The organism is Paenibacillus sp. FSL H7-0716 (assembly GCF_038002705.1).
GTDB classification, from domain to species: Bacteria; Bacillota; Bacilli; order Paenibacillales; family Paenibacillaceae; genus Paenibacillus_AQ; species Paenibacillus_AQ odorifer.
In genome coordinates, this window is sequence record NZ_JBBODA010000047.1 from 1 (window position 1) to 26,532 (window position 26,532).

The window sequence follows — 26,532 nt, forward strand, 5'->3', positions numbered from 1 at the left end:
TAATACAAAGATACCTTTTTTCATTTTGGGAAGAAGCAGGGAGTGCAATGGGAGAACCATTTCTGAAGTAGCCAGATTGCTCGATGATCAGTTTCTGGAGAAGGAAAAGCTAGAATTGAGCGAGATTACCATCGACTTTGTTGGCTATTTTCAGAACAGGAGCAAAGAAATTATGTTGAAATTAGGGAATTGGGTGCTTGTGTGGAATTTTTGTAGTCAGTTGCGGTTCTCCTGAGTCGTTCCTATGGTGTGCAATGTCGCATTAATCCGGCTGCAATGTCGCAAAAGTACATGGAAATAGAGTATGAAGATAGATTATACTCGCTTTATTGATCTGATAATGAAAATCATTATCATACATAAGGGGGAGTCAGCTTGAAAAGAACAAAGAAGAGGCAAGCAACCGGTAGAAAGGTAGATGCTGCCCAAAAAGCAGGACTATTAATGATATGGATGATGGCACTGGTACTTGTGCTAACGGCTTGCGGTACTGGAGGTGGAGCAAATGCGGGCACTGCCGCACTGCCATCTGCTTCAGCCGAGCCGTCGCCTACATCTGAGACACAGTCTCAGACTGCAGCCTTCCCGGTTACCATCTCGCATATGAAGGGCGAATATACGCTGACTGAGAAGCCGAAGGTCATCGCTGCGCTTGATGTGAAATTCGTCGATCAATTGTTAGCGATAGGCGAGCATCCGGCAGGCAGCGTTGTGGCTGGAGCGAAAGATGCAAAGTTTCCAGAATATTTAAGTGAACAATTGGGTGATGTGAAGGTCCTGGGCACACGCGATGAGCCCAATCTTGAAGCTATTGTAGCGATGAATCCGGATCTTATATTGATGACGGACTTTCAGGAGCAGGTGTATGACAGCGTCAGTAAAATAGCGCCCACAATAGTACTCGACTTCTATGAAGATTGGCGGGATACATCGGCTACCATCGGTATGATAACGGGCAAGCAGGCGGAGGCGAAGGTAGTGCGTCAAGCCTACGAGGACAAAATCGTCGGACTGCGGGAACAGCTGTCGGCGAAGCTGGGTGACGAAACGGTAGCTCTGATTCGCCCAAGACCGGAAGGTATTCGCGTACACGGTCCCGAACATCGGACCGGAAGCATTCTTTATGAGGATTTGGGATTGAATATCCCTGCATTCGTTCAGGAGATCAAAGATGATACCTCCGTTGAAATTTCGATGGAGACCATCGCTGATATCGGAGCAGATCACTATTTCCTGTTATCGGATGAATTGTTTGCCAAAGAGGCAGAGGCAATGGCGAACAGTCCGGTCTGGAAATCTCATGATGCCGTTAAAAATAACCGCGTATACAATGTGAATTCAACGCTATGGATCGCTTATTATGGGCCAATTGCCCTCAACATTATTGTAGATCAAACGGCGGAAGCGCTGTTGGGATCGCATTAAAATGGACAACTATCTGTCGTCTGCCACCTGGAAGCAAATGGCGGAGGAATACCGTCTGTGGGTAGGTGAACCGCCTGAAGGAAACGTTCGGACAATTGCCCTTAGCCAGTTGCACGAAGAAGCTGCATGCCGCGAGTATGTAAGCTGGCTTAAGGGTTATATCGGTGCGCCTAATCTGCAGGTTGCCGCTTCCATGCTGGCCAAGCGGATCGGTTATCTGTGGATCGCGCCGATGCTGACCGCTATGACCCTTCATAACCGGGAAGTCTCCATCCTGCTGGAGAACTGCTTCCTCTATCATCCGGCTTCCCCAGCTTTTAAAGGGGATACGCGTTTTCCTTTCCTTGCGCTTCCCTGTCTTCGAGCGACGGCGGCACCCGAAGACAGGGAAGCGTGGCGTGAAGAGATCGTAGAGGAAATTTTCGCGGTACGTCTTGCGCCGATGCTGCACACACTTGCTGCAATTGGTCCCGTCTCCATGGCAGTACTTTGGGAGAATATTATGGTACGCATTGCCCCGTTGTATTCTCCTGGAACAGATGAATTTGGGCAAGAAAGGCAACGAATGCAAGCCGATTTTGCCTTCCTGACCCGGATAGCTCCCGGACAGTTGTTCGGCGCAAGACGCAATCCGTTTACCCGGTTCACAGAGAACAATGACCTGGCTCCGGTTGCAAAAAACAAGCGTATCACCTGCTGTTTTTATTACAGGATGTCGGCGGAATATTGCGGAAAATGTCCGAAAATTGACAATGAGAATGAATCTCAATTAAAATGACAACAGCAACGCACTCACTTATGTTGCGGACGCGCTTTCACTAAAGCATGTAATCCTATTCAAGTGCGCCCGTTAAACAGAGGATGCTTTTGTCAGGAGATGAGAGAAATGCCGCTCAAAGAACAGGAAAGTTTATGGAGTGAGACAACGATCAAGATGCTTGATGTGCGCAGCGGTACTTTGCCACCCGGCGGCGTTATGAGCGAAACCGGATTAACAGCCAATGTGTTGCTGCTGGCAGGCGGCGGGGAAGGTAGGCTTGTGATGAATGGCGAAATTTGCCATATCCAGGCCTATTTCGTTTGTCACGCAGTCAAGGGATCAGCATTTACTTTGACTGCTGGATCAGAATCCATTCATTATACCGTTATTATGTACAAGGCTTTTCCAATGTTGGGGGCTGCCCATGTTCTGTTTCCGCAGCGCAATCACCCATTACGAACTTCATTTGTTCACCGTCCTGTGCTCCTGGCTGAACTGCATCAGACTGCGGAACAAATCGAAGCCAAATGGAGCCGGGGCGAAGGGCTGGAGCGTTTCCATGCGAATGCGCTACTGCAAGGAATGCTTTACGAGCTTATTATGGAGTATGAATGTGGTCAGAAAGGCACAGAGACGGATATGGTGGATGTTGTCGCTGCCTATATAGCGGGGCATTATCGTCAGGAGCTGGAGCTTAAGGAGCTGGCAGCGCTTGCCGGATGCAGTACAAGACAGTTACAGCGGCGATTCAAACAGGAGAAGTTACTAGGACCGATGGAATATGTAATCCAGCTGCGGATGGAGAGTGCTGAGCGGATGTTGCGTCATACGGATGCTCCCATCGGCGAAATTGCAGAAAAAACGGGCTATCGCGACATGTATTACTTTAGCAGGGCATTTAAGAAATATCATGGAGTTCCCCCGCAGATCTACAGGCGCACTGCCGCTTCAGGGATCGGTGCTCTCTCAGCATATTCTGGGTTGCAGGATCGCCTGGCCTCATCGTACGAGTCGCTGCAAGGCCCGGTAATTTGTCATATGCGAGGCGAATATTGCGTCACCGCTTCTCCGAGGCGTATCGCCGTACTCGACGTTCAGTATGCAGACCATTTGCTTGCGCTTGGGATATCTCCGGCAGGGAGTGTAGGAACGGGCAGTGCAGCGTTAAAATTCCCCCAATATATCAGGGAAAGGCTTAAGACAACGGAAATGCTCGGAACTTATGAGTACCCGGACCTGCAAGCTGTCGAACGGCTGCGGCCGGATTTGATTGTCTGTACTGAGGTGCATGCCCAGCATTATGAACGGTTAAGCCGGATTGCGCCAACCCTAATGTTTCAACGGAATGAGAGCTGGCAGACGATTTTGAGCCTGTTCGGTGAATTAACGGACAAGCGGACAGAGGTGGAGCGTATGATTGCGGATTACCTGCGCCGAACAGCATTGCTGTCTGAGCAGCTTGCAACGGCGCTGGCGGGTCAGAGCGTGGCCTTGATCCGTCCGCGTGAGTCGCTGGTACGGGTACATACTGCCTCCCATCGCACAGGCGCCGTGCTGTACCGTGATCTTGGTCTGCCTGCTCCTCTATTTGTCGCAGACACTTCCGACACGGCTTATCATATTACAGTTGATAGACTGCCAGCTGTGCATGCCAGCCATTATTTTTTACTTAGTAACGAGATGATGCAGGAGGGGGTATCTGCGACAGAGCAAAGCGTCCGAGGGATGTTGGATTCCGATGAGCGGCCGTATATATACCCGGTAGATGCCGCTACATGGATCGGCTGCTACGGACCGACAGGTATCAATTACATTGTGGATCAGGTAGCCCGTACCTTGCTGGCCTGAGCGGTATTTAAGAGCATCCCCTAATTTCAGGCTGTTTTTAGCCTAAACGTGAACAGCTCCTGTGATTATCACAGGAGCTTGTTTGTGCTGCGGATTATTTTTTGTTGGGATAGCGCTTAGAACTATCTGTTGGCTCATGCAGGTGCTAAGGGCAGGGCCTCCTTTACGTTATTCCAAACCATTGACAATTATTGTAAAGATGGTGTATTGTAAGTGATAAGTAGTAAGTAGTAAGTAGTAAGTAAATCAAACGCTCACCATACGGAATAAATATCATCCTGTTAATAGGAATTAATGGATAGGGGTGGATGGTTATGATGGATCTTAAATTAGCACCAAGTTTTTCATTGATCGCGCTTAATGCACAGAGAAGTCTTCAGATGACTACTGTTAAGAAAGTGTCTTTGCGCTGCATGGCAGCAGCGGTTATATTGGAGCTTTACTTAGAGGGATGTTTTACACAATCAGAGAACAAGTTAACTTTGCACAAGGAAGCACTCGATCAATCTTATTCAACACTCTATAGAGAAACTGTTCTACAACCCTTACTTCATAATAGTGCTGAGGTAACGGGTGACCTAAATTGGTGGTTAAAGAAGGCTTCGAGGAAGTCTAACCATCAATTAAAAAAGTTCGAAACCGCGATTTCAGATGATCTTCAAGCCATGAATTTGCTTGAAGATATACCAAGCCTGATAGGGAGCGACATGTATTTTGATTCTGCTGAAGTTGAAATTAGAGCTTATCGCAGTAATATGGAGGCGTACACGAGCATTACAGAGAATATGCGGGCAGAGATTTTGGAAGAGGGACCAGTTACGGATGAGGTCATTTGTATGCTATGGCTACTTCGTGAATGTGGATGTATGCAAGATTTCTTCTCACTGAACGAATTAGAACAGGTGAATATCAAATTACATGATCTATACCAAAGTAACTTATGGGCAAAGGCATTGTTTCCTATACAAATCCGCCAGGGAGTTGAGTTAGGCATCAAACGTTTTTTAGCATTGAAGACAAAGTTTGCGAAGACCTTTATCGGCAGCAGTCTCAATCTTATCTTCCCTGCCCTAGAGCGATCACGAGCTGTCTTTATAGAAACAGAGTCTTGGTTTGATAATTCTAATCAAAGGTTAGACGCAGTTATTACAAGATTAATGTCCTATGGACATGAAGTTAAGGTGCTGGAGAGAGGATCGATTGCGACTCTTAAAATTGATAATTTGCTCTACGATGCGATCCCACATTTTGTAATGATGAAAGTGCCAATTCAAGGTGTGCGTCTTATTCCAAAGCGCCCGCTGTAAAGGAGTTGGTTATCAATGTCTAGACAACGATCCATGGAGAATATTATGGCGTCAGAATATGTATCGATAGGGGAATTAGTAAGAATCACAAATGCTCGTTATAGTACACTCAAACATTACACAGAAGAAGGCATGCTGCCCTTTGAACAGGCAGAGGAGAACTTAACACGCAGATATAAAAGAGAAGAAACCGTCGCGCGCATTCTTTGGATCAAAGAAATGAAAGCAAACGGTTTATCTATCCCACAAATTAAAGAAGCTTTAGGAATGAATTAAATATTTCTTCACCTTGCTGTCAAATCTAAACCTAACTCCGCGGGAGCTTCCCCCCATACTGCGCGCGCATTTGCTGCAATTTATCCAGCTTGCTTAGACTACTGTCCCTGTTCGCTAATCCCACTCCAAGGATCAGATTCTCAATAATATAGGTGGGGCCAACCATGGAGTGGAACTCCCAAACCTCACCTCTCCCGGCATAAAGCACGATATCTGCATCTTGGGATCGCGGGTAGACGAGTCTATCTGTGATCAGGATGACCTGGTAATTTACTTCACGTGCATGGTTCAGTATGACTTCAATCTCAGGCAGTATTTGCACAAATCCAAAGACAAGCAAGACATCTTGTTTGTCAGCATGCATTAAGGTCTCTAGCAGCTCATGGCCGCTGGGGGCCATTTTTTTCATTTGAAGACCAAAACGCGCCATTCGATAGATCATTAGCTCGGCTAACCCGGCGCAAGGGCCAGGGCTGTATACATAAATAATCCGAGCTGTAGATATTGCATCTACTGCACGCTTTAGTACATCGTCGTTTAAATAGCGGCGTGTTTCTTGCAAATGATGTGAGCAATTGTCCAGCAGCAGTTGAGGGAGTGAGGTATCGTCTGATCGCTGCATGGCATCACGCATTTTTACAGAAGGTGTGGATTCAAAGCGGAAACGGAGCCGGTTTTTAAAATCTTTGGCATGTTTGTACCCCGCAGCTTTCCAGAAACGTGAAACAGAGGCGATGCTCAAATGCAGCTCGTCTGCCATTTCTTGTTCGGTCATATAGACCACACGTTGCTCATTTTTTTGAATAAAGTCGGCAATTATCCGTTGATTAGGCGAAAAAGCGCGATGGTTCCAATCTTTATACAATCTCTCAATCCTCCTATGATGATGCGATAGATAGAATATAACGTGCGAATATGTTGTAAATATTTTTACAACGTTAAAAATATTGAAAAAAATATTACTCTCATTTAACAAATGAAAAAAGCTGTGATGACATGGCCTTCTTATAATGAAGATAAATTCTTATTGGGAGGCCAAATATTTCATGAGCACGATAAAAACGCGTTACACACTGACTCAGTCACAAAAAATGATGATTTTTGTACTGTCGATGTCGCTTTACGGGTTGTCCAATATGTTTACCGAGCTAGTGCCTGGGATCAAACTGGGCCCGATTGAATTATCCATTGAATATTTCGCTTTTATTCCTTTGACATTATGTATGTTGTTTCACCCCTTATATGCGGCGGTCGGAGCAGCTGTTGGTGAGGTAATCTTCGGGGAATTGATGTTAGGCCAATTTGGAGGTTTAGGGGAGCTGGAGAAATTCATTACCTTCTCACTGGCGATGTATACCGCAGGCCGCATGGTATCTGATCCGAAGAATCGTAGACAGGTTGGAGTGGCTGCGATTACCGGCGTGGCGATTCACCAGTTTTTTAGCTCCGTTATAGATATTGTGAAGGTATGGGTAGGGGTAGAAGAGCTAGAGGCTGTTAAAGGGCTGGCAGAAAGTATCGTTGTAATTGAGGGAGTAGGGTTCCTGAATGATGTCCTCTTCTCCGGCATTTTGTTCGCGCTGATTCCTACCATGTATCTGGTTCCGCGTTTATATGGAAAAATTGAACCATTGCTCGGCATGAAGCCACGTGAGCGGAATATGAAATATGCAACAGGAGCATGGCTATCTCCTAAGCTGGTCATTGCCGGAACCTTTCTAGTAATGGTAGCGGTGGGGTCAGAATTGTTATCGGAATCGGGCTGGAACTTCGGTGATTTTGAGCTTGCAGGGGCGGAATCGAATGAAAAGACCTTGATTTGGCTCAGTATGTTGGTAGCGGCTGTAGTAGCGGCAACGGCGATTATTGCACTGCTTCGGCGTTCGGCACGAAAAAGACAGGAAGCGGGTCAAGCAGATGCGTAATACAATTCTTGAATTGAACAAAATTAACTTTACGTATCCGGGAGCTGAACAACCAGTACTGCAAGACGTAGACTTACGACTGGGAGAAGGGGATTTTATTGCGATCATCGGCAGTAATGGCTCCGGGAAATCTACTCTCTGCAAATGCTTCAATGGCTTAATTCCTCATTATTACACGGGTGATTTCAGTGGAGAGGTGACAGTTTGCGGCCAATCTGCGGATGGAAAAAGTGTAGCAGAGCTGTCCAAACGTATCGGTTATGTTTATCAGGATTTCGAGAATCAATTGGTACGGCCGACGGTACTTGATGATGTGTCTTTTACACCTCTGAATTATGGATTTACGGATTACAAGGAACGGGGAGAGCGTGCGCTGGCGTTAACCGGACTTAGTGACTTGAGGCATGAATTTATTTGGCAGTTAAGTGGTGGGCAAAAACACCTGCTCGCTCTGGCCGGAGCATTAGCTATGGATCCGGAAATTCTGGTTATCGACGAACCCGTAGCCCAGCTGGATCCGCAGCATGCCCGTCATATCTATGATATTTTGCAGCGTTTGAATGAAGAGCATGGAAAGACCATTGTAGTGATTGAGCATCATGCGGAATTTATTGCGGATTATTGTAAAAATGTTGTCCTGATGGATCAGGGTAAAATGCGCTGGCAGAAGCCTGTGCGTGAAGCTTTGTCATCTGTAGAAGAATTGCTAGAGCTGGGCATTTACCCACCGGATGTGACCCGGGCGGCTTGGCTGTTACAGCCTGATGATCAGAAGTCAAAGCTGCTTCCCTTAAATGCTGAGGAAGGCAGTACCCGCATGATGCTTCGTCAGGATGCCAATGTGGAAACACTTCCAATCGGACGTATTCAAGAGCAGCTCCCCACAGCAGCAAAAGAAGAAAGTTCTATCGTTCAGCTGGAGAATGTCCACCTCTCTTACCGTACGATTCATAAGGTGCTGCATCCTGTACTGAATGGAATTCAGCTAGAACTGCGGCAGGGAGAGTCCATTGCTCTTATTGGCAACAACGGAGCAGGTAAATCTTCATTAATGAAGCTGATTGCTGGTATTGTCAGACCTACAGCTGGAACCGTAAAGGTTAAAGAAATGACGGTGAACGGGTTGCCGCCTGAACGTCTCTCCGGTACGGTAGCTTACGTATTCCAGAATCCGGAGGAAATGTTTATCGAGGATTCTGTGCGTAAGGAAATTGCCTATTATCTGAAGGCGCGGAAACTACCAGATACGGATGAAAGAGTGGATGAGATGCTAAAGGCGTTTCGCTTAAGCGAGCTGGCTGAACGGGATGCCCGACTGTTAAGTGGAGGGCAGCAGCGCCGGGTATCCTTGGCAATTGGTGCCGCGGTTAAACCCGCCATCATGCTGCTTGATGAACCGACAGCTAATCTCGACATTTCGACCAAACAAGAAATGGTACATGTGCTGGAAACGCTTCGTAATCATGTGAAGACGGTCGTCATCGCAACTCATGATATGCAGCTTGTCTCTGAATGGGCCAGCAGAATAATTGTAATGCATCAAGGACGGATAATTGCGGATGGAACGAAGGATGAAATTTTCGCTGACGGCCTTCTTTTACGGCGTGCGGGTCTGGCTCAGACCCAATTGATGGAGCTAAGTCGTATGCTCGGTCTCCCAAGAATTTGTAGTAGCTTAGAAGAGTTTGTGAGTTTAGTGGAAAAGAAGGAGGTAGCTGCAATCCATGGAAGCCGTTAAACGGGCACTTGACCGTATATCTGTAGAACAAATCAAATTGGAGTTACTCGGGACCGCATATAACAGCAGCAGCACTTTTCTGGGCAGGCTGGACCCGCGAACCCTGCTGCTCTGGTATCTCTTTTTTGCCATCGTGCCTTGGTTTGTACATAACCGGACAATCCTGTTAGGGATGTTCGTGCTTATGGTTTTAACGACCGTCCTCTCCCGGGTCAGCCCCTATATTATTTTTATATTATGTCTCGGCTTAATCAGCCAGATTGGCTGGATGTTTATATTGTCGCTCTTTTTCGGCGGGGGAATTGAATCCTTGCTGCCTATGCTGACACTGACGCTTAAGCTTTCGGTGATTTCGCTGGCGAGTATAACGGTTTTCTCTAGTCTTGATCCGGAACGACTTAGTGACGGCTTACTGTCTTTAGGAATCCCTGATACCTTTGCGTTCAGCTTATCTTATGGCTATCGTATTTTGCCTACTTTACTGGAGGAATTCCATCAGATTCTACTTTCCTTTAGATTGAGAGGGCAACGACCACTTCAACATGGAATTTTCTATTGGCGAACAATAACGTATTATTTGCGAATCGTGATTCTGGCATTTTACCCGCTTATGTTGAACACAGCTAAACGTTCTCGAACAACGATTGAAGCTCTTGAGACTCGGGGATTTAGCTACGGGCTTAATAATAAGAAAGTGAAGAAGATTAAGCTATCTTATTTGAAAATGAAGCGGTCCGACTGGTACTTTTTATCCGGATCCACTGCTTATGTCATCTTGATATTCTGTATTGGTTATCTCTACCCTGAACTGGTGTATTAACATAACTTACAAGCTCAAAGGAGACGAATTAGACATGATGAATATTGATCTGCATACCCATGGTAAATTATCTAAAAAATCTACGTTTTCCCCCGAATATTTTGCGGAGATGATGTTCGAAGCCAAGGCAAATGGATTACAGGCTGTAGCATTGACCGAGCATTTTAATACTTCTAATTTCTTTGCGATGTATGATGCGCTGGATCAGACTTATCCCTATAACGGGCATTATTACGATGTGAACGGACTTAAACTGTTTCCAGGCATGGAAGTGGATATCGCGGAGACAGGTCACATCCTGTTGATCGGACTAAGGGAGAATGTTCTAGCTGTCCGCGCTTTACTAGATGAGCATACGCAGGACGGGAATTTCATACCTTTTAAGCAGTTGCTTGATATGGCCGACGAACATAATCTTTGGAAAATCGGAGCCCTTCCGAACTTCTACACCTTTACATCAACTGGATCCGGCATTGCTTCAGCGATTAGACGCTTTTGATTTCAACGCTAAGGATATTTACATGCAGGGGGTGGAGACCTATAAAAACCTGATCACGCCCTTTGCTGAGAAGCTGGGTGTGCCTGTGATTGCTGGCAGTGACAGTCATCAGTGTTTGCAATATGGCAGTGTTGTGAATCGTCTGCAAGACTCCTGCTCAACTGTGGAAGAATTGAAGGAAGCTATCAAACAAGGGAACTATGAAATAGAGGTTTCTCCGTGTCTTCATACCAAAGTAAAAGCTTCGGTAATGATGAAGAAACTATTGAAGCAGTTAATTGGCGAAGCCCTCTCCAGAGATGAAGCGGAGTTAGGATATATGGCGTAGAAAATAGAAGAGGGTTGTTCCATAAGCCATGAAATGATGAAATGGCTACTGGGACAACCCTTTGTGTTGTTCGCTGGATTTCATTACTTTTGCATGTACAAGGATACAATCGGACACAGATGATCTTAAACGCAGTTTTATTCCGCATTTGGGATGCTAACGGACCGCATAGCCACTAATGGCACGAATAACACCGTATATGAACCTCATTCTACAGAATAACGGCTCTGGAGTCCGAAACTCTGCTCAAAAGGCTGGGAATTTGCCAATAACGTCATCTGGGTCCTCAAATCTTAGAATGTATGAATTATCGTTTGTCTTTCGAATCTTTATTGCTGACACGGGTGGGTCTGGTCACCCAATTCGTGCGATTCATCGGTTTTACAGTATCAATTCTTGAATTGGAAGGTTCCTTCGAAGGTTCTGTGGATTCAGTTTCAGTAGAAGCTGTACCCTCTTGATCTCCGGTTTTTTTCCTCGATAGTCCTGTACCATCATGTTTGCCTCTGTTCCATACTCTTCCCTTACTCATACATACACTCCATTTCTATACGCTTATTCATAAACCATATCATATAAGGACAAGTTAAGGAAGAAAGACATAGCACAGATCGAAGAATTTTTCAAGTTATAAAGGTTACTGGAGATTTCATTTTATGGTGGCTATAATAGTACTGATATTGAAAGGAGAGTACTTATATTATGGCAATCAAGATCATAACAGACAGCGGTTCAGACCTGCCCCTTGACTACATGGAGAAGTATAATGTTTCCGTGATCCACCTACCGGTTCATTTTGGGCATGAGTTAATGCCGGCAGATACGGACACGAAAAGCTTTTATGCTCAAATGCGCGAATCCAAGGAGCTGCCTACCACAGCTAGTCCAAGTCCCAACGAGTTCCTTGAGAAGTTCAAGCAAGTGGAGGAGGGAACTGACATTATGGTCATTTGTATGTCCTCTAATATTAGTAGCACTTATCAGACGGCTATGATTGCTATGGAAATGTATAAGGATGAAGGACATACCAATGCAATAGAGGTTATAGATTCCAAAAACTTCTCAGGTGGGCTGTCATTGATTGTCGGCCTGGCGGCGCAGTGGTCCTTAACTTGTTCAAGCTTGCAAGAGCTTAAGGAAAAGGTACTTCAGCAGATAGAGGAAGTTAACGCTTATTTTACGCTGGACACTCTGGAGAATGTAATGAAAGGCGGACGTCTAAGTCGGCTTTCGGGAGCCGTAGCGTCTGTACTCAATATAAAGTTGCTGCTCAAAATCAGCGAAGAAGGCACTGTCGAAGTAGTGGAGAAGACCCGGGGTCTTCCAAAAGCACTGAATCGTCTGCTTGCGCATTTGGATGAGAAGCAGCATGATTACGAGAAAGCGGTTATCGCTATTGTACACAGTAATTGTGAGAAGCTGGCACTCGAGATTAAAGAACGCATTTTACTAAAGCATCCCTTCAAAGAAGTCTTACTCTCAAGCATGGGTCCGGTAATGGGAACCTATGCTGGGGAAGGCGGAATTGGCGTAGCTTTTTAAAGTAGTGATCCTCACAATCCAGACAAATTACGATCGTACATGGGACGGTTTCCCGTGTGCGATTTTTATTTTATTCCTATGTGATAATTTAGCTATTCTTTAGATTGTGTTTAGGCTCTGTTAATAATCACAGAATATAGTTAGATGGGGGGATTATCATGTATACAATATTGATCGCTGATGATGAAGCAGAAATTGTGGAATTGCTAAGATTATATTTAGAGAAAGAGTACAACATTTTGGAAGCGAACAGTGGAACTGAAGCCTTAACGCAGGTGCAGAACCATAAGGTTGATTTGGCAATACTAGATATTATGATGCCGGGTCTGGATGGACTGCAATTATTGAAAAAGATCCGCGAGGTGCATCATTTTCCAGTGTTATTTTTATCCGCCAAAAGTGAACATCATGACAAGATTCTGGGTCTTGAACTAGGAGCCGACGATTATATTTCGAAACCGTTTAATCCATTAGAAATAGTAGCCCGTGTTGGAGCACTGCTGCGGCGTGTACATCATTTCGATGCGCAAGTCGTTGAGGAAAAAGAAGCTGAGCAGATCGTATTAGGTGAATTAATGCTGGATCAAAGCCAGTGTCTGCTCTATCGATCAGGTGAACCTGTGGTGCTTACTTCTACCGAGTACAAAATTTTGGAACTAATGATGAAGCAGCCTGGACGAGTCTTTACACGCAAAAAAATATATGAGGCCGTGTGGGAAGATTTCTATGTGTACGAAGATAATAGTATCATGGTACATATCAGCAATATCCGGGAAAAAATTGAGGAAGACTCCAAAAAGCCAGTATATTTAAAGACTATTAGAGGGCTGGGATACAAAATTGAAGCGCCTATGGAGCAATAGAGATCAACGACCTTTACAATCATCGCTGACGCTGGATTTTTTGTTGTTTATCTGTATTTTGTTTTTTCTTGTGATTGTATATTATTTGTTTATTAATCTTGATGTGACCCATATTTTCGAAAAAAATAAAATCGCTGATCCTGATTTGAAGGTGGAAGCTAGTGCTTATCGAGAAAATCTGGAGCATGGGGTAGAAACCAAACGTCTTCTGCGTAGCGGGGGATGGATCGAGGTCTTGGATCAAGACATGAAGGTCACCAAGGTTGTTGGAGAAAAAAAAGACGGTGTAACCCAATATACCAGTAACCAGCTTTTAAAAAGTTTGGAAAATGGAGAAGATCAAGCTTACTTTTACTCGTTGACCACGCTAAATGCTCAGAGCGAATCGGAGTGGCTGCTGCTGAAGCTGCCGCGGGAAGCTATCACCATCACCATTAATAGTGATCCCTTCGTGGCCTACTTTAATCATTCGCTTTCATACTACGTCTTTTTGGGTGTGGGAATGATTCTTTTGCTAATTATCGTGTACAGCTATTGGGTAGCGCGGCGAATCAGGAAGCCACTGCGTATCATCACGCTTGGGTTGAAGCAGATGATTCAGGGGAATTATGATACTCGAATCGCTTTATATGCAGAGAAGGAATTTTCGCAAATTGGAGAGACTTTTAATTATATGGCAGATGTAATTGAAAAGACGACCAAAGAAAAACGCCAGGCAGAGGAAAGTAAGAAACGGATGATGGTTGATCTGTCCCATGATCTGAAGACGCCGATAACGAGTATACAGGGCTTTGCACAGGCGCTTGTGGAAGGTAGAGGCGAGGATGAAGAGCGCCAAAAAAGATATCTAAGCTATATTTATAATAAATCCTCACAAGTTACTAAGCTGATTCAGAACATGCTGGAGCTGTTAAAGATAGATTCACCGGATTTCTTGCTACGAATGGAGCGTCAAGAACTGGGCGAATTTATTCGTGAAATCATTGCAGATACCTACGGAGAGATTGAACAAAAGAACTTTGTTTTGCATCTAAATGTTCCCGAAGAGGATGTGTTCTTGAACTTTGATGCGGAGCTGCTCTCGAGTGTGGTTCATAATTTGATCTCCAATGCACTGATCTATAATCCTCCAGGTACACATTTGCGTGTGGAGGTGATCCCTTTGGAGAAAGAAGTCACGATTGAAATCGCTGATACTGGAGTGGGTATTCCAGAAGAGCTGTGGTCCACAATGTTTGATCCGTTTGTTCGGGGAGATAAAGCGCGGACAGCTTCGGGAGGAACAGGGCTAGGTCTCTCGATAGCTATGAAAAATACAGAGAAAATGGGTGGTACACTTCATCTCAGTCGCCGAAAGAAGGAACCTACGGTATTCACCATCCGGATTCCGAAATAACGAGCTGGAAGACATCCAAATCAGAAGACGGGAGAGAAACTATGGCTAAACTGAACAATTTCATCAGAGTTTGTCTAGCGATCCTTTTAGTGTTAGGCATTGTATTTTTAGGCTCACGCGTAGATTTTTTATTCACACCGATCCTGTCTTTGTTCAGTGTCATTATAGTGCCTTTAATGCTGGCGGGTTTCTTTTATTACCTGCTGCGGCCACTGATCGATACCTTGGAGAAATATAAGCTGAATCGTTCTTTGGCGATTATCATCGTATATGTAGTTATTTTAGTGCTTCTGTTTGCTTTTATTATCGGCGTTTGGCCTTCACTTCGCACACAATTAGTTAATTTCGTCGATAATATGCCAAATCTCATTGCCTCCTTGAATCAACAGCTATTGAAACTAGAAGATAATGAATTTCTGTCTGCGTTGATCCCTGCTGATGCGAATCCAGCCTCCACATTGACGGATTATTTGAATAAAGGGTTTACGCTGTTAACGAATTATGTTTCAGGATTGTTCTCTTTTGTTTCGAATTTCGCGATCATTTTATTCACCTTTCCGATTATGTTATTCTACATGCTTAAGGAAGGTGGGAAATTCGGACGTAAGATTGTAAGTTTCTTCCCAAAGAAGTATCGTGAAGAAGGAACTACAATGATGACTGAAATCGACAGTGCGCTTAGTGGCTTTATCGTGGGCCGGGTGCTTGTTAATTTAGCCTTAGGTGTGCTGATGTATATTGGTTTCCTTATTATCGGCCTGCAATATGCATTGCTGTTGACTGTAATCGCAGTTGTGATGAACTTCGTGCCTTTTATTGGTGCGATACTGTCTAGTATCCCTATTTTCATCATCGGATTCATTCAATCCCCGTCTATAGCCGTCTGGTCCATCATCATTGTTCTGGTAGCGCAGCAGATACAGGATAATTTAATCGCTCCCTACATCTTTGGGAAAAAGCTCGATATTCATCCACTGACAACGATTATCCTGGTATTGGTTGGCGGTGATTTAGGCGGGATCATAGCGATATTGCTGATTATTCCACTGTATATGATTGTTAAAATCGTCTTGACCAAGGCCTATTATTTGTTTGTCAAGCAACGCCGGGTAGAGATAGAGGTAGAGGAGAGTCCGGATATCTCTTAAGTTAATAAAACATTATGGAGGGATTTCTATGAATGAAGGAACGGAGCAAGGACTGATTCATATTTCAGATGATGTGGTGACTTCGATCGTCGGGCAAGTGGTTCTGGACACACCGGGTATTGCCGGCATGTCAGGAAGCAGTATCTCGGACAACTGGGCTAAACGTCTAAGCGGTAAAAATGTAAAAAAAGGAATGTCCGTTGAAGTAAAAGAAGTGGATGTTGCCATCGATCTTCAGGTCATAGTTAATTACGGATGTGTGATTCAAGAGGTCTGCTATATGCTGCAGCAAAATGTAAGAAATGCTGTTGAAAATATGATGGGACTGTCTCTAGTTTCCGTAAATGTTAAGGTTGAGAAGGTCGCTCTGCCATTCTAAGAATAGTCCATTTAATAGGCACCGTAATCTAGGCTTCTGCATAGAATGGAGCAAATCCATTTACGGAGGTCAGAACATCCATGTCGACATTTAACACTGGGCAGCAACAGAATGTGATTTATCAGGCCGATCCTGCTGTGATCCGGCACCTGCACGGTGTCCGTGATTCCCTACATCAATCTTGCAAGCCATACCTTAACCATAAGGTGAACGTACAGACAATAGATGGCTTTGTACATGAAGGCGTTATAGCCGGAGTAGATAATAAACACTTGTATCTGAACGTTGCAGCTAATGGGCAAATGCCCCGCGGGTTTTACAACCCTCATCAGCCTTATCATCCTCATCCGGGCCCGGGACCTGGCCCATATCCAGGACCTTATCCAGGTCCCCCATACAATAATAATGTGATTTTACCGCTTGTGTTGTTTGAACTGCTTGCTATCTCTTTAATCTAGTGCTTGGGTTTAATTGAAGAAGGACATGTGCAGGATTTGTGGTCATACGTTGACGCATCCCGCCAGGTCCTTTTTTTGTAGGCGTAAAGTATGTGTTAGAAGGAGGTGTTCTCATTATCACTTTAGGGATATAATGGGTACAAACTCTGGGAGGTGGCATATGATTAGATACCCTTTTTTGAAAAAGAATGCGACGATAGGCGTTACAGCACCTTCATCTGGAGTAGGCATTCAAAATGCAGAACTTCTTACACTGGCCTCCAGCCGGTTGAAGTCGCAAGGATTTAATGTCATTATCGGCGAAACGGCATGGAAGCAAGATAAGGCTAAATCTGCACCAGCCAATGTTCGTGGTCATGAGTTTAATGAGATGATCAATGATGACGGAATCGATGCCCTTATTCCGCCTTGGGGCGGGGAATTGTTAATTGAAGCTCTGGAATATATTGATTTTGATGCTTTGCAGGACAAATGGATCGTGGGATATTCAGATATAAGCGTCTTGCTGCTTGCGGTCACGCTGACAAGCGGTCTGGCTACTGCTCACGGAGCGAATCTCATTGATTTACGGGGAGAGTATTCAGATGATACTACAGCCCTCTGGCAGGCGGTTCTAGAGACATCAGTGGGTGAGTCCATTGTCCAGCATTCATCTCTTAAATATCAGCGGGAATGGCAGCATGATGTGCCTTCGCCATGCGTTTTTCATTTGACAGAGGAGACTTATTGGAAGTCTCTAACTACAGATGCTGTAACGATGAAAGGACGTCTGTTGGGTGGCTGTATAGATGTAATTAGGCATTTGATCGGCACACCTTATGGAAAGCTCCAGCATTTTCAGCAAGAAATGATTAATGACGAACCAATTGTTTGGTATTTGGAAAATTGTGAATTGAACACAGCGGATTTACGCAGATCGCTAGTGCAGATGAAGCTGGCAGGGTGGTTTGAGAATTGTTCGGGGATTATGTTTGGCAGAAGTCCAGCTAATCGGCCTTTGGATAACTATACTGCTGAAGATATCTATGCTGAACTATCTGAAGAGCTTAAGGTACCGATCGTTTATGATATCGATTGTGGTCATGTCCCGCCGCAGGTTACTTTTATTAATGGAGCTTATGCAGAAATTGAAGTGTCAGACGGAGTAGGGACGGTAAAGCAATATTTCTATGAATAGCGTTATATCAAAAAGGACAACCCCTTGGGTTGTCCTTTTTACTATCATTAGTTCCCTGTATTTACAATCGCTGTGATTTCCTCATCCAGGTCCAGTCTCACATCTTCACGATAGGCACGAACACCATATTCGCTGAGCATGTAACGCAGGATCGCTTCAATCATATTGGACTCTACTAGAAATTGACTGCGGCCCTGTACCCAAACCTCTGCAGAGTAACCGGTATCTTCTTCCCAGCTCAGTTCCACCTGAACATCCTCTGGGCGAACAGCCTTTCGTTCCGCCATGTGCAGACAGAGGGCATTGATGATCTCATCCATGCTTAGAACGATTGTAGACATTAGTAACGACCATCCTGTTCTTCTAAGCGGCGACGTTCTTTTCTACGACGGAAGAAGGACATCACGAGCATAACCAGTACATAGATAGCTAGCATATTAACGGCAAAGCCTAGGAAGTCACCAAAAGCTCCCATTCCACCAAACATTCCACCGAATAATAATCCGGCCAAACCACCGATCATCATGCCCTTCATTAAGCTGCCGCCGCTGAAGAAGCCACGTTTCGTATTAGCAGCAGATCCTGCTGTGGAGCTTTTAGTGCTGTCACTTTTTTTGATGTTATTTGTTGTTGTTGATTTTTTTGGAGTTGTTGAATAGCTGCGAGTGCCGGATTTGAAACCGCCGCCACCTCGACGTGCATCGGCAAAGTCTGGAGCAGCCACTGCAAAAAATAGAGTGAAGGCCATTAGAATCATCATTACGCGTTTCATTGGTTTCATTTAGTACGAAAACCCTCCTGTGAGCATGAATTTTTGTGTATGGTCGGTAATACGCAGACATGCCCCACAAGGTTTCAATTTTATTTATCATAATTTATACTTTTATGCACAAAAAAAGCGTGGATCCAGGATCCACGCAAACAGCAGTTAGAGAGTCGTCATTCGTTACTTATACCCGTCAGCGACAAGCTCAAGCGCTCCGGTTGCCGGATCGATGATCATGCCATGGATAGGTACATTAGGGGGAAGCAGTGGATGACGTTTAATCAGGTCCACAGTCTGAATTACCCCTTCTTCGACATTGTCAAACCCACGCAGCCATTTTGTAAGTTTGATTCCGGAATTCTCCAGTGTAGACAGCACTTCTTCAGATACGCCACGTTCTTTAATGGAATTGATCATATGGTCCGCATTGAGGGATGCCATACCGCATTCATAGTGTCCAACCACGATTACTTCTTCAGCATCTAGTTCATACAGAGCTACCATTACACTACGCATAACACTACCAAAAGGCTGAGAAATAACCGCACCAGCATTTTTGATGATTTTGACATCACCGTTTTTGAAATTCATGGCTTTCGGCAATAATTCAACGAGTCTAGTGTCCATACAGGTGATGATCAGCATTTTTTTGTCGGGATAACGACTGGTTAGATAGGCTTCATAGTCCTTATTCTCTACAAAACTTTTATTAAAGTTAATAATTTCTGATACGTGGCTCATATTAGCTTCCTCCCTTAAAATCCTTGAATTGTACTTACGTTGCGCATATCTCTTACCATGATATTGTTGCCATAAATCTGAGAATCACTGACCAGCTTATAGGAAGAGAAACGTTCCTCTGCATCGAGTCGCATCTTGTCTTCATAAAAGATTTCCTGTTGCCGGCTTACGATAAAGGGGAGAGAATTCGTCTCTATCCTAGAATCGCCTTCCTCCACTTCAGAAACAATTAGTAATACATTAATTCCGTCACACCCGCAGCCTACCGTATCATAAAAGAGCTTGAAAAATCCTGGCTGATCTCCAAGCCTTTCCTTCAACTTCCTTTCTGCGAGAGGTGTAACTTGAATCATCATAGCCCTGTTCACGCTCCTTAATTTTTGTTCGAAGCAAGCTCTGCTTCTTATGTAACTCATTAAATATTTCAAATTAGAGATGTAATCTCTGAAGTTGATTATACTCATTCAAAAAAGTATCATCAAGAGGAGTCTGTAAAACAGAGAAAGCAGGTGGAGTAGAATGGAACAACAAGTAAAGGAACGATGGGAACAATTCAGTGAGTTATTAGCAAAAATTAGTGGATATTCAGAGGCCATAGAATTAATGCACTGGGATTTGCGCACAGGTGCACCGCGTAAGGGAGTAGAAGTTCGTTCCGGTACGATTGGGATGCTGAGTGGAGAATTGTTCAGACTTGAGATTTCACAGGAGATGGGTGACTTCACAGCATTTTTCAGCCGTCCAGAAGTGTTGAGCCAGCTTACAGCTAATCAACAAAAAATCGTCAACGATTGCCGCAAAGAGTATGAGCGCAGTAAGAGTATTCCTTCCAAAAGATTTGAAGAGTACGCTGTCCTGTCTGCTCATTCTCAAACGATCTGGGAAGAAGCTAAGGAGAATAATGATTTCGCTACATTTGAACCTTATTTGAGCAAAATCGTAGCTCTGAAACAAGAGTTCATCGATTATTGGGGTGTAAATGGCACACGTTACGATACGCTACTAGATATGTATGAGCCTGATCTCACGGTAGAGAAGGTGGATGAAGTGTTCAGTCGCCTCCGCAGCCGCTTGGTTCCGTTAGTGGAAGCTATCGCTGCTTCACCTAATAAACCAGATACCCGCTTCTTGCAGCAGATTTTCCCTAAAGAGCAGCAACAAAAGTTTGGTAACTTTATTCTGAAGCAAATGGGCTATGACTTCGACGCAGGCCGCTTGGATGAGAGTGTGCATCCTTTTGCTACAGGGCTGAATCCAGGTGACGTTCGTATTACGACCGCTTATTTACTTGATAACGTGACTAGCGCCGTCTTCAGCTCACTGCATGAAGGTGGACATGCGCTTTACGAACAAAATATCAGCCAAGATTTAGTGGGAACACCACTGGCTCAAGGCGCATCGATGGGGATTCATGAATCTCAGTCGAGACTATGGGAGAATATGATCGGCCGCAGCCGTGCGTTCTGGCAACGTTATTACGGTGATCTGCAGCAGCATTTCCCAGAGCAGCTTGCTAATGTAGATGTAGAGGATTTCTACCGGGCTATTAACAGTGTGGAAAATTCATTCATCCGAATTGAAGCAGATGAGCTTACATACAATCTGCACATTATTGTGCGTTACGAGATCGAAAAGCTTATTTTTAATGAAGGTCTATCTGTCAAAGATCTGCCTCAGGTATGGAATGCTAAATATCAAGAATATTTAGGTATTACACCGCCTAATGATGCGCTTGGTGTATTGCAGGACGTGCACTGGTCCGGTGGAGACTTCGGATATTTTGCATCCTACTCTTTGGGAAATATGTATGCTGCCCAAATCTTGAATACACTCCGCAAGGATCTGCCGAACTACGATGAATTGATTGCTGCGGGAAATCTTTTGCCGATTAAAGAATGGTTAACAGAAAAAATCTACCGTTTCGGAAAAAGTCTGACCCCTTCGCAAATTATCGAACAAGTAACAGGTGAGCCGCTCAGTCCAGATTATCTGGCTGATTATTTGGAGGAGAAATACACGGAGATTTACAAACTGTAATCCAGTGAGGTCCGCGTGGTATAATAGAAAGAAAGCTTAGACGGAAGGATATGGATATGGCAAATACTCACACCTACACCCGGAGAGAAGAAGTCGCGAATGCGATTACGCACGGGATCGGAGCTGTATTAAGCGTTGCTGCACTTGTCCTGCTTGTTGTTTTTGCAAGTCTGAAAGGAACGGCATGGCATGTAGTCAGCTTCTCCATTTATGGAACGACAATGCTGCTTCTGTATCTCAATTCAACACTTGTGCATAGTCTCAAAGAGGGCAAGGCGAAGGATTTGTTCGAATTTTTCGATCACTCCTCTATTTATCTGTTTATCGCAGGCACGTATACACCCTTTTTGCTAGTAGCTATTCGGGGAACACTTGGCTGGAGTTTATTTGGTGTTATATGGGGAATCGCAGTATTTGGCGTTTTCTTCAAAGCGTTTTTTGTTAAAAAGTTCTTGTTCATGTCTACGGTATTCTACATTGCTATGGGGTGGCTGATTGTTATCGCCTGGAATCCTCTTTCGGCAGTTGTAGCGGACGGTGGTATGATTCTGCTTATGGCTGGCGGAGTGCTTTATACTTTAGGTACAGTTTTTTATGTATGGAGAGGGTTTCCGTTCCATCACGCAATCTGGCATGTATTTGTTCTTGCAGGCAGTGTCACACATTTCTTCGCCATATTGATTTATGTACTGCCAATCCAATAATTTCAAGCGGATTTATCGCGGAAAATATGGATTTTTAATAAAGAAAGAGATGACAAGCAAAAGTGCTTGACATCTCTCTTTCTTTTAGGTATCATAAGGGACGTTGTGAAGGTGTAAAGTGTTTTTCCTTGACGAAGGGGTTGTCCTTAATGAGTCAGGAGAATAGGCTCGAGAAAACGAATCGTATCAATTTGCTTTTTGCCTTCTATGAACGACTGCTTACAGATAAGCAGCAAACGTTTCTTAAATATTATTTTCACGATGATTTTTCCTTGGGAGAAATCGCCGCTGAATTTGAAATCAGCCGCCAAGCTGTTTATGAGCATATTAAGCGGGCTGAGCAAGTCCTTGAGAATTATGAAGAAAAACTTGGACTATTAGTGAAACATGAGAGTCGTACTAAATATTTAGAAGAGCTGCGCAGACTGCCGGAGAATGGGATGCTGCCTGAGCAATATAAACTTCGGTTCGCGGAGATCGTGGATCGCTTGCAGAGGTTAGAGTAGCACGAAGGGAGAAATCTGCATATGGCGTTTGAGGGTTTAACCGGAAGATTGCAGAATGTGTTCAGCAAGCTACGCGGTAAAGGTAAAGTATCCGAAGAAGACGTAAACGAAGCTATGCGTGAAGTGCGGTTAGCCCTTCTGGAAGCCGATGTTAACTTCAAGGTAGTTAAAGAATTCGTAGCTAAGGTGAAAGAAAAGTCCATCGGCAAGGAAGTCATGGACAGCTTTACGCCTGGCATGGTAATTATCGACATCGTCAACAAGGAACTAACCGAGCTGATGGGCGGAAGCCAAGCGAAGCTGGCCAAGTCGAACAAGCCACCGACCGTCATTATGATGGCGGGTCTACAAGGGGCTGGTAAGACAACCACTTCGGGTAAGCTAGCTAAGCTGTTACAGAAGGGCAATCATCGTCCGCTCCTGGTTGCGGGAGATATTTACCGGCCTGCTGCTATCAAGCAGCTGCAAGTGCTGGGAGAACAGATTAAGGTTCCTGTATTCTCGCTGGGTGATCAGACTAGTCCGGTAGAAATTGCCAGACAAGCTGTACAACATGCGAAGGATAACGGACTGGATTATGTTATTATCGATACTGCAGGCCGCCTGCATATTGATGAAGAACTAATGGAAGAACTCAAGCAGATTCACAATGTTGTAAATCCTGATGAAGTACTTCTTGTAGTAGATGCTATGACGGGTCAAGACGCCGTGAATGTAGCCGAGAGCTTTAATAAGCAGCTTGAGCTTACAGGGGTCGTATTGACGAAACTCGACGGCGACAGCCGTGGTGGTGCTGCACTGTCAGTAAAAGCTGTTACCGGTTGCCCGATCAAATTCGCCGCTTTAGGGGAGAAGATCGACGCGCTGGAGCCGTTCCATCCGGAACGTATGGCTTCGCGGATTCTGGGTATGGGCGACATGCTGTCGCTGATTGAGAAAGCCCAGGCGAACATTGATACTGACAAGGCTAAAGAAATGGAACGTAAGATGCGTAATGCAGAGTTTACGTTTGATGATTTCCTTGAGCAAATGGATCAGGTGAAGAAGCTAGGCCCTATCGATCAAATTCTTGATATGCTTCCGGGTATGAACAAAGCCAAGGGCATTAAAGATTTAAAGGTCGACGATAAGCAAATGGGACGCGTTGAAGCCATAGTTCATTCTATGACTAAGGCGGAGAAGCAACAGCCTGAGATCATTAACCATAACCGCCGCAAGCGTATCGCAACCGGCAGCGGAACCTCAGTCGCTGAGGTCAACCGCCTCATCAAACAATTTGATGAGATGCGTAAGATGATGAAGCAATTCTCCGGCATGATGGGCGGAGGCGGCAAAGCCTCCAAGAAAAATGCCATGAAGCAGCTTAAAGGTCTTGGTGGTGGAAAAGGGCTGAAATTCCCTTTTAAATGATCTTGAATGTCTGTCCAACTAATGTTGGAAACTATTATAAGGAGGTGATTTTTCGTGGCAGTACGTATTCGTCTAAAAAGAATGGGAGCGCATAAAGCGCCTTTCTATCGTGTAGTGGTTTCCGATTCCCGGTCCCCTCGTGACGGTCGTTTTATCGAGGAAATCGGTTATTATAATCCGATTGAACAACCGGCAGTAGTTAAGATCGATGAGGAAAAAGCTCTTAAATGGCTTCAAACAGGTGCGCAAGCATCTGATACCGTCCGCAACTTGCTTTCCAAAGCAGGCGTGATGAAGAAGTTTCATGAGCTTAAGCAACAGAAATAATGACTGATTGCGAGGGTCCTCTATGGAAGAATTAGTTGGAGTAATTGCTAAGGCTTTAGTGGATCATCCAGAAGATGTGACGGTACGGGCTGTGGAGAAAGAACACTTGATTGTCTATGAGCTGTCCGTACATCCAGATGATGTAGGAAAGGTCATCGGCAAGCAAGGCAGGATCGCCAAGGCGCTCCGTACAGTAGTCACATCTGCAGCAGTCAAGAGCGATAAACGCGTAACTGTAGATATTTTATCTTAAATAATGCGTACAATGAGGGGCTAGGGATAGTATATCCCGGCTCCTTTTTGTTCAAATATATAGATGAAGCTTGTAGAGGAGAGGGTTATATGACGGAAGAATTAACCGTAGGCCGGCTTGTGAATACACATGGAATTCGCGGGGAGATTAAAGTATTATCCCATACCGATTTTCCTGAGGTTCGTTTCGCTAAAGACAAGAAGCTGTTCGTCATCCCTGCGGATGGCAGTGCAAAATTCGAAGTGACTGTAGAATCCGCTCGAGAGCATAAGGGTATGTTTATCGTTAAGCTTAAGGGATATACCAATATTAACGAAGTGGAAAAGTATAAGGGAAGTTTGCTTAAGGTGCCAAGTAATGATCTGGTTGATCTGCCAGAGAACGAATATTACTTCCATCAAATCGTTGGCTGTGAAGTTTATACGGATGATGCTGGTAGTGAACCGCTTGGCACAATTACGGAAATTTTACAGCCAGGTGCAAATGACGTTTGGGTTGTTAAGCCTGCTAAAGGTCAAGACATCCTTATCCCTGTAATTAACGATGTAGTGCTGAACGTCGACATTGAGGCCAAACGAATTACTGTTCACTTGATGGAAGGACTATTGCCATGATCAGAATTGATGTGCTAACGCTCTTTCCGGAGATGTGCGAAGGTGTATTTAGCACAAGTATTCTTGGTAAGGCACGCGAAAAAGGGATTGTATCTTTGAATGCTGTGAACTTTCGTGATTTCTCAGGCAATAAGCACAACAGTGTGGATGATACACCGTATGGCGGGGGCGGGGGCATGGTACTGAAGCCTGACCCGATCTTTGCAGCGGTAGAACATGTATTGGGGATCGAGGCTAGTCCTTTGGAGAAGGGTTCTGAATCTGCAGTCCCGACGCCTTCCTCTGTGAAGCCGCGCATCATTCTTATGTGCCCGCAAGGAAAGACGTATAATCAGAAGATTGCTGAGGAACTGGCACAAGAGCAGCATCTAATCTTTATATGTGGTCATTATGAGGGCTACGATGAGCGGATACGGGAGCATCTGGTTACAGATGAACTGTCGATTGGCGATTACGTGTTAACAGGTGGAGAATTACCGGCACTGACGGTTATTGATTCAGTAGTTCGGCTACAGCCAGGAGCGCTTGGAAATGAAACCTCTGCGATCACGGATTCGTTCAGTACAGGGCTGTTGGAATATCCTCACTACACTCGACCCGCTGAGTTTCGCGGCTGGAAGGTACCAGATATGTTGCTGAGTGGCCATCACGCCAATATCGAAGTATGGCGGAGAGAGCAAGCGTTACAGCGTACACTTGAACGTAGACCTGATTTGCTCGAAAGTGCAGAACTAACGTTGAAAGACAAGAAAACACTGGAACGTCTGAAAAATGAAATCAAGCCGTAGTAAAATTTTAATAAAACAGGCATATTTTACGTCTTTTTAACGTATCTTACGTTAAGGAGGCGTTTTTGTTATGTTTACTTAATCTCGTATTTTTTTTGCGTAATTTCCAAAACAAATGAGCATAGGTGCGTTGAACTCTTCTATTTGGGGTAATAGATAGAGGTGGCGTAATACTATATGCAGCTTACGATGCAGCAAGCTTAACTATTGAAAGGAATGAACTGAAGTGACTACGAAGACGCGTGAAGAATTCAAGCCTAGCGTGGACACGATCCACAAAGATGCGGAGCCGCTCCGCACCGTGAATGATATTATCGATTATTATACAAATCGCAAATCGTAATTCCCATTCGCCCTTTAAAGCTTGAACATATAAGATTAATAATTAAGGCTGAATAAGCAAGTCCAATAAAACCATTAGAGCGTAGCGAACGAAAGTTCACTACATCTAATGGTTTTATTGTTCCTACTAAGAGAGGTCAAACCCTGTAACTCTG

At 44.6% G+C, this 26,532-nt stretch carries 32 protein-coding genes; 26 read left to right on the plus strand and 6 right to left on the minus strand.

Annotated features, from left to right (window positions below; genetic code table 11):
* From MHH60_RS30365 to MHH60_RS30390, 6 genes are all read left to right on the plus strand, one after another.
* Window positions 1-235 (plus strand): hypothetical protein (locus MHH60_RS30365; RefSeq protein WP_341161196.1); only part of this gene is annotated, 235 nt, incomplete at its 5' end.
* A 140-nt stretch (window positions 236-375) separates the two neighbouring features.
* A complete protein-coding gene (locus MHH60_RS30370) occupies window positions 376-1,425 on the plus strand; it encodes an ABC transporter substrate-binding protein (protein ID WP_076136351.1) in 1,050 nt (349 codons plus the stop codon).
* A 1-nt stretch (window position 1,426) separates the two neighbouring features.
* Entirely contained in the window at window positions 1,427-2,203 is a 777-nt protein-coding gene (locus MHH60_RS30375; RefSeq protein ID WP_076136353.1) for an IucA/IucC family C-terminal-domain containing protein, read from the plus strand.
* A gap of 108 nt (window positions 2,204-2,311) precedes the next feature.
* On the plus strand, window positions 2,312-4,033 hold the full coding sequence (locus MHH60_RS30380; RefSeq protein WP_076136354.1) for a helix-turn-helix domain-containing protein: 1,722 nt from the start codon (window positions 2,312-2,314) through the stop codon (window positions 4,031-4,033).
* A 314-nt stretch (window positions 4,034-4,347) separates the two neighbouring features.
* Window positions 4,348-5,340: a hypothetical protein gene (locus tag MHH60_RS30385; RefSeq protein ID WP_076136356.1), complete on the plus strand. Its 993-nt coding sequence runs from the start codon at window positions 4,348-4,350 to the stop codon at window positions 5,338-5,340.
* 15 nt (window positions 5,341-5,355) lie between these two features.
* Complete coding sequence (locus MHH60_RS30390) at window positions 5,356-5,616, plus strand: helix-turn-helix domain-containing protein (protein WP_036688642.1); 261 nt, start codon at window positions 5,356-5,358, stop codon at window positions 5,614-5,616.
* Window positions 5,617-5,647: 31 nt separating this feature from the next.
* Here MHH60_RS30390 and MHH60_RS30395 read toward each other — a convergent pair whose 3' ends face one another.
* A complete protein-coding gene (locus MHH60_RS30395; RefSeq protein ID WP_076136357.1) occupies window positions 5,648-6,481 on the minus strand; it encodes a MurR/RpiR family transcriptional regulator in 834 nt (277 codons plus the stop codon).
* Between the two features lie 181 nt (window positions 6,482-6,662).
* On the opposite strand from MHH60_RS30395, the gene MHH60_RS30400 reads away from it, so the two are divergent.
* The 5 genes from MHH60_RS30400 to MHH60_RS30420 are packed head-to-tail and all read left to right on the plus strand — an operon-like array spanning window position 6,663 to window position 10,926.
* The gene (locus MHH60_RS30400) at window positions 6,663-7,541 is read left to right on the plus strand and encodes a cell division protein FtsQ (RefSeq protein WP_076127114.1); all 879 of its coding nucleotides are present in this window, start codon (window positions 6,663-6,665) and stop codon (window positions 7,539-7,541) included.
* Window positions 7,534-9,279 carry an ABC transporter ATP-binding protein gene (locus MHH60_RS30405; RefSeq protein ID WP_076136359.1) on the plus strand — a complete coding sequence of 582 codons (1,746 nt, stop codon included), beginning with the start codon at window positions 7,534-7,536 and terminating at the stop codon, window positions 9,277-9,279. The genes MHH60_RS30400 and MHH60_RS30405 overlap by 8 nt, the downstream gene beginning before the upstream one ends.
* Window positions 9,266-10,099: an energy-coupling factor transporter transmembrane component T family protein gene (locus MHH60_RS30410; RefSeq protein ID WP_076100351.1), complete on the plus strand. Its 834-nt coding sequence runs from the start codon at window positions 9,266-9,268 to the stop codon at window positions 10,097-10,099. Before MHH60_RS30405 ends, MHH60_RS30410 begins: the two co-directional genes overlap by 14 nt.
* 34 nt (window positions 10,100-10,133) lie before the next feature.
* The gene (locus MHH60_RS30415; protein WP_306082157.1) at window positions 10,134-10,598 is read left to right on the plus strand and encodes a PHP domain-containing protein; all 465 of its coding nucleotides are present in this window, start codon (window positions 10,134-10,136) and stop codon (window positions 10,596-10,598) included.
* Entirely contained in the window at window positions 10,573-10,926 is a 354-nt protein-coding gene (locus MHH60_RS30420) for a PHP-associated domain-containing protein (RefSeq protein WP_306082159.1), read from the plus strand. The genes MHH60_RS30415 and MHH60_RS30420 overlap by 26 nt, the downstream gene beginning before the upstream one ends.
* Before the next feature lie 307 nt (window positions 10,927-11,233).
* On the opposite strand, the gene MHH60_RS30425 is transcribed toward MHH60_RS30420, so the two are convergent.
* On the minus strand, window positions 11,234-11,458 hold the full coding sequence (locus MHH60_RS30425) for a hypothetical protein (protein WP_076136360.1): 225 nt from the start codon (window positions 11,456-11,458) through the stop codon (window positions 11,234-11,236).
* A gap of 170 nt (window positions 11,459-11,628) precedes the next feature.
* Between MHH60_RS30425 and MHH60_RS30430 the strand changes: the two genes are divergently transcribed.
* The 7 genes from MHH60_RS30430 to MHH60_RS30460 all read left to right on the plus strand — a co-directional run bounded on the left by MHH60_RS30430 (window position 11,629) and on the right by MHH60_RS30460 (window position 17,889).
* Complete coding sequence (locus MHH60_RS30430; RefSeq protein ID WP_036688632.1) at window positions 11,629-12,468, plus strand: DegV family protein; 840 nt, start codon at window positions 11,629-11,631, stop codon at window positions 12,466-12,468.
* A 155-nt stretch (window positions 12,469-12,623) separates the two neighbouring features.
* Window positions 12,624-13,331 (plus strand): response regulator transcription factor, encoded by a 708-nt coding sequence (locus tag MHH60_RS30435; protein WP_170914177.1) that lies wholly within the window; start codon window positions 12,624-12,626, stop codon window positions 13,329-13,331.
* A 58-nt stretch (window positions 13,332-13,389) separates the two neighbouring features.
* Window positions 13,390-14,727: a sensor histidine kinase gene (locus MHH60_RS30440; RefSeq protein ID WP_256715161.1), complete on the plus strand. Its 1,338-nt coding sequence runs from the start codon at window positions 13,390-13,392 to the stop codon at window positions 14,725-14,727.
* 41 nt (window positions 14,728-14,768) lie between these two features.
* Window positions 14,769-15,875 (plus strand): AI-2E family transporter, encoded by a 1,107-nt coding sequence (locus MHH60_RS30445; protein ID WP_036688627.1) that lies wholly within the window; start codon window positions 14,769-14,771, stop codon window positions 15,873-15,875.
* Between the two features lie 28 nt (window positions 15,876-15,903).
* On the plus strand, window positions 15,904-16,254 hold the full coding sequence (locus MHH60_RS30450) for an Asp23/Gls24 family envelope stress response protein (protein WP_036688625.1): 351 nt from the start codon (window positions 15,904-15,906) through the stop codon (window positions 16,252-16,254).
* Window positions 16,255-16,334: 80 nt separating this feature from the next.
* Window positions 16,335-16,712, plus strand: coding sequence for a hypothetical protein (locus tag MHH60_RS30455; RefSeq protein ID WP_036688624.1), 378 nt, complete (start codon window positions 16,335-16,337; stop codon window positions 16,710-16,712).
* A 160-nt stretch (window positions 16,713-16,872) separates the two neighbouring features.
* On the plus strand, window positions 16,873-17,889 hold the full coding sequence (locus tag MHH60_RS30460) for a S66 family peptidase (protein ID WP_076136363.1): 1,017 nt from the start codon (window positions 16,873-16,875) through the stop codon (window positions 17,887-17,889).
* A 47-nt stretch (window positions 17,890-17,936) separates the two neighbouring features.
* Here the strand turns inward: MHH60_RS30460 and MHH60_RS30465 are convergent, their stop codons facing one another.
* From MHH60_RS30465 to MHH60_RS30480, 4 genes are all read right to left on the minus strand, one after another.
* On the minus strand, window positions 17,937-18,221 hold the full coding sequence (locus MHH60_RS30465) for a YxcD family protein (RefSeq protein WP_036689115.1): 285 nt from the start codon (window positions 18,219-18,221) through the stop codon (window positions 17,937-17,939).
* Between the two features lie 8 nt (window positions 18,222-18,229).
* The gene (locus MHH60_RS30470; RefSeq protein WP_076100426.1) at window positions 18,230-18,661 is read right to left on the minus strand and encodes a hypothetical protein; all 432 of its coding nucleotides are present in this window, start codon (window positions 18,659-18,661) and stop codon (window positions 18,230-18,232) included.
* A gap of 174 nt (window positions 18,662-18,835) precedes the next feature.
* Window positions 18,836-19,396, minus strand: a complete 561-nt coding sequence (locus MHH60_RS30475; RefSeq protein ID WP_036688619.1) for a beta-class carbonic anhydrase — start codon at window positions 19,394-19,396, stop codon at window positions 18,836-18,838.
* Window positions 19,397-19,410: 14 nt separating this feature from the next.
* A complete protein-coding gene (locus tag MHH60_RS30480; protein WP_076136365.1) occupies window positions 19,411-19,752 on the minus strand; it encodes an iron-sulfur cluster biosynthesis family protein in 342 nt (113 codons plus the stop codon).
* 163 nt (window positions 19,753-19,915) lie between these two features.
* Between MHH60_RS30480 and MHH60_RS30485 the strand changes: the two genes are divergently transcribed.
* The 8 genes from MHH60_RS30485 (at window position 19,916) to trmD (ending at window position 26,035) form a co-directional block, all read left to right on the plus strand.
* Complete coding sequence (locus MHH60_RS30485) at window positions 19,916-21,433, plus strand: carboxypeptidase M32 (RefSeq protein ID WP_076136367.1); 1,518 nt, start codon at window positions 19,916-19,918, stop codon at window positions 21,431-21,433.
* 56 nt (window positions 21,434-21,489) lie between these two features.
* The gene (gene trhA / locus MHH60_RS30490; RefSeq protein ID WP_036688612.1) at window positions 21,490-22,137 is read left to right on the plus strand and encodes a PAQR family membrane homeostasis protein TrhA; all 648 of its coding nucleotides are present in this window, start codon (window positions 21,490-21,492) and stop codon (window positions 22,135-22,137) included.
* A gap of 149 nt (window positions 22,138-22,286) precedes the next feature.
* A complete protein-coding gene (gene ylxM / locus MHH60_RS30495; RefSeq protein ID WP_036688609.1) occupies window positions 22,287-22,643 on the plus strand; it encodes a YlxM family DNA-binding protein in 357 nt (118 codons plus the stop codon).
* Between the two features lie 21 nt (window positions 22,644-22,664).
* Window positions 22,665-24,053, plus strand: coding sequence for a signal recognition particle protein (gene ffh, locus MHH60_RS30500; RefSeq protein WP_036688607.1), 1,389 nt, complete (start codon window positions 22,665-22,667; stop codon window positions 24,051-24,053).
* Window positions 24,054-24,107: 54 nt separating this feature from the next.
* Window positions 24,108-24,380 (plus strand): 30S ribosomal protein S16, encoded by a 273-nt coding sequence (gene rpsP / locus MHH60_RS30505; protein WP_036688604.1) that lies wholly within the window; start codon window positions 24,108-24,110, stop codon window positions 24,378-24,380.
* Between the two features lie 22 nt (window positions 24,381-24,402).
* A complete protein-coding gene (locus MHH60_RS30510; protein ID WP_036688600.1) occupies window positions 24,403-24,633 on the plus strand; it encodes a KH domain-containing protein in 231 nt (76 codons plus the stop codon).
* A gap of 89 nt (window positions 24,634-24,722) precedes the next feature.
* A complete protein-coding gene (rimM, locus tag MHH60_RS30515) occupies window positions 24,723-25,247 on the plus strand; it encodes a ribosome maturation factor RimM (RefSeq protein WP_036688599.1) in 525 nt (174 codons plus the stop codon).
* Window positions 25,247-26,035, plus strand: a complete 789-nt coding sequence (gene trmD / locus MHH60_RS30520; protein ID WP_076136469.1) for a tRNA (guanosine(37)-N1)-methyltransferase TrmD — start codon at window positions 25,247-25,249, stop codon at window positions 26,033-26,035. The genes rimM and trmD overlap by 1 nt, the downstream gene beginning before the upstream one ends.
* Window positions 26,036-26,532: the final 497 nt, after the last annotated feature.

Coding starts and splice junctions, on each gene's coding strand:
- MHH60_RS30375 (WP_076136353.1), top strand. CDS start 1,427: ATGGACAACTATCTGTCGTCTGCCACCTGGAAGCAAATGGCGGAGGAA.
- MHH60_RS30380 (WP_076136354.1), top strand. CDS start 2,312: ATGCCGCTCAAAGAACAGGAAAGTTTATGGAGTGAGACAACGATCAAG.
- MHH60_RS30385 (WP_076136356.1), top strand. CDS start 4,348: ATGATGGATCTTAAATTAGCACCAAGTTTTTCATTGATCGCGCTTAAT.
- MHH60_RS30390 (WP_036688642.1), top strand. CDS start 5,356: ATGTCTAGACAACGATCCATGGAGAATATTATGGCGTCAGAATATGTA.
- MHH60_RS30400 (WP_076127114.1), top strand. CDS start 6,663: ATGAGCACGATAAAAACGCGTTACACACTGACTCAGTCACAAAAAATG.
- MHH60_RS30405 (WP_076136359.1), top strand. CDS start 7,534: ATGCGTAATACAATTCTTGAATTGAACAAAATTAACTTTACGTATCCG.
- MHH60_RS30410 (WP_076100351.1), top strand. CDS start 9,266: ATGGAAGCCGTTAAACGGGCACTTGACCGTATATCTGTAGAACAAATC.
- MHH60_RS30415 (WP_306082157.1), top strand. CDS start 10,134: ATGATGAATATTGATCTGCATACCCATGGTAAATTATCTAAAAAATCT.
- MHH60_RS30425 (WP_076136360.1), bottom strand. CDS start 11,458: ATGAGTAAGGGAAGAGTATGGAACAGAGGCAAACATGATGGTACAGGA.
- MHH60_RS30430 (WP_036688632.1), top strand. CDS start 11,629: ATGGCAATCAAGATCATAACAGACAGCGGTTCAGACCTGCCCCTTGAC.
- MHH60_RS30445 (WP_036688627.1), top strand. CDS start 14,769: ATGGCTAAACTGAACAATTTCATCAGAGTTTGTCTAGCGATCCTTTTA.
- MHH60_RS30450 (WP_036688625.1), top strand. CDS start 15,904: ATGAATGAAGGAACGGAGCAAGGACTGATTCATATTTCAGATGATGTG.
- MHH60_RS30455 (WP_036688624.1), top strand. CDS start 16,335: ATGTCGACATTTAACACTGGGCAGCAACAGAATGTGATTTATCAGGCC.
- MHH60_RS30460 (WP_076136363.1), top strand. CDS start 16,873: ATGATTAGATACCCTTTTTTGAAAAAGAATGCGACGATAGGCGTTACA.
- MHH60_RS30470 (WP_076100426.1), bottom strand. CDS start 18,661: ATGAAACGCGTAATGATGATTCTAATGGCCTTCACTCTATTTTTTGCA.
- MHH60_RS30475 (WP_036688619.1), bottom strand. CDS start 19,396: ATGAGCCACGTATCAGAAATTATTAACTTTAATAAAAGTTTTGTAGAG.
- MHH60_RS30480 (WP_076136365.1), bottom strand. CDS start 19,752: ATGATGATTCAAGTTACACCTCTCGCAGAAAGGAAGTTGAAGGAAAGG.
- MHH60_RS30485 (WP_076136367.1), top strand. CDS start 19,916: ATGGAACAACAAGTAAAGGAACGATGGGAACAATTCAGTGAGTTATTA.
- trhA (WP_036688612.1), top strand. CDS start 21,490: ATGGCAAATACTCACACCTACACCCGGAGAGAAGAAGTCGCGAATGCG.
- ylxM (WP_036688609.1), top strand. CDS start 22,287: ATGAGTCAGGAGAATAGGCTCGAGAAAACGAATCGTATCAATTTGCTT.
- ffh (WP_036688607.1), top strand. CDS start 22,665: ATGGCGTTTGAGGGTTTAACCGGAAGATTGCAGAATGTGTTCAGCAAG.
- MHH60_RS30510 (WP_036688600.1), top strand. CDS start 24,403: ATGGAAGAATTAGTTGGAGTAATTGCTAAGGCTTTAGTGGATCATCCA.
- rimM (WP_036688599.1), top strand. CDS start 24,723: ATGACGGAAGAATTAACCGTAGGCCGGCTTGTGAATACACATGGAATT.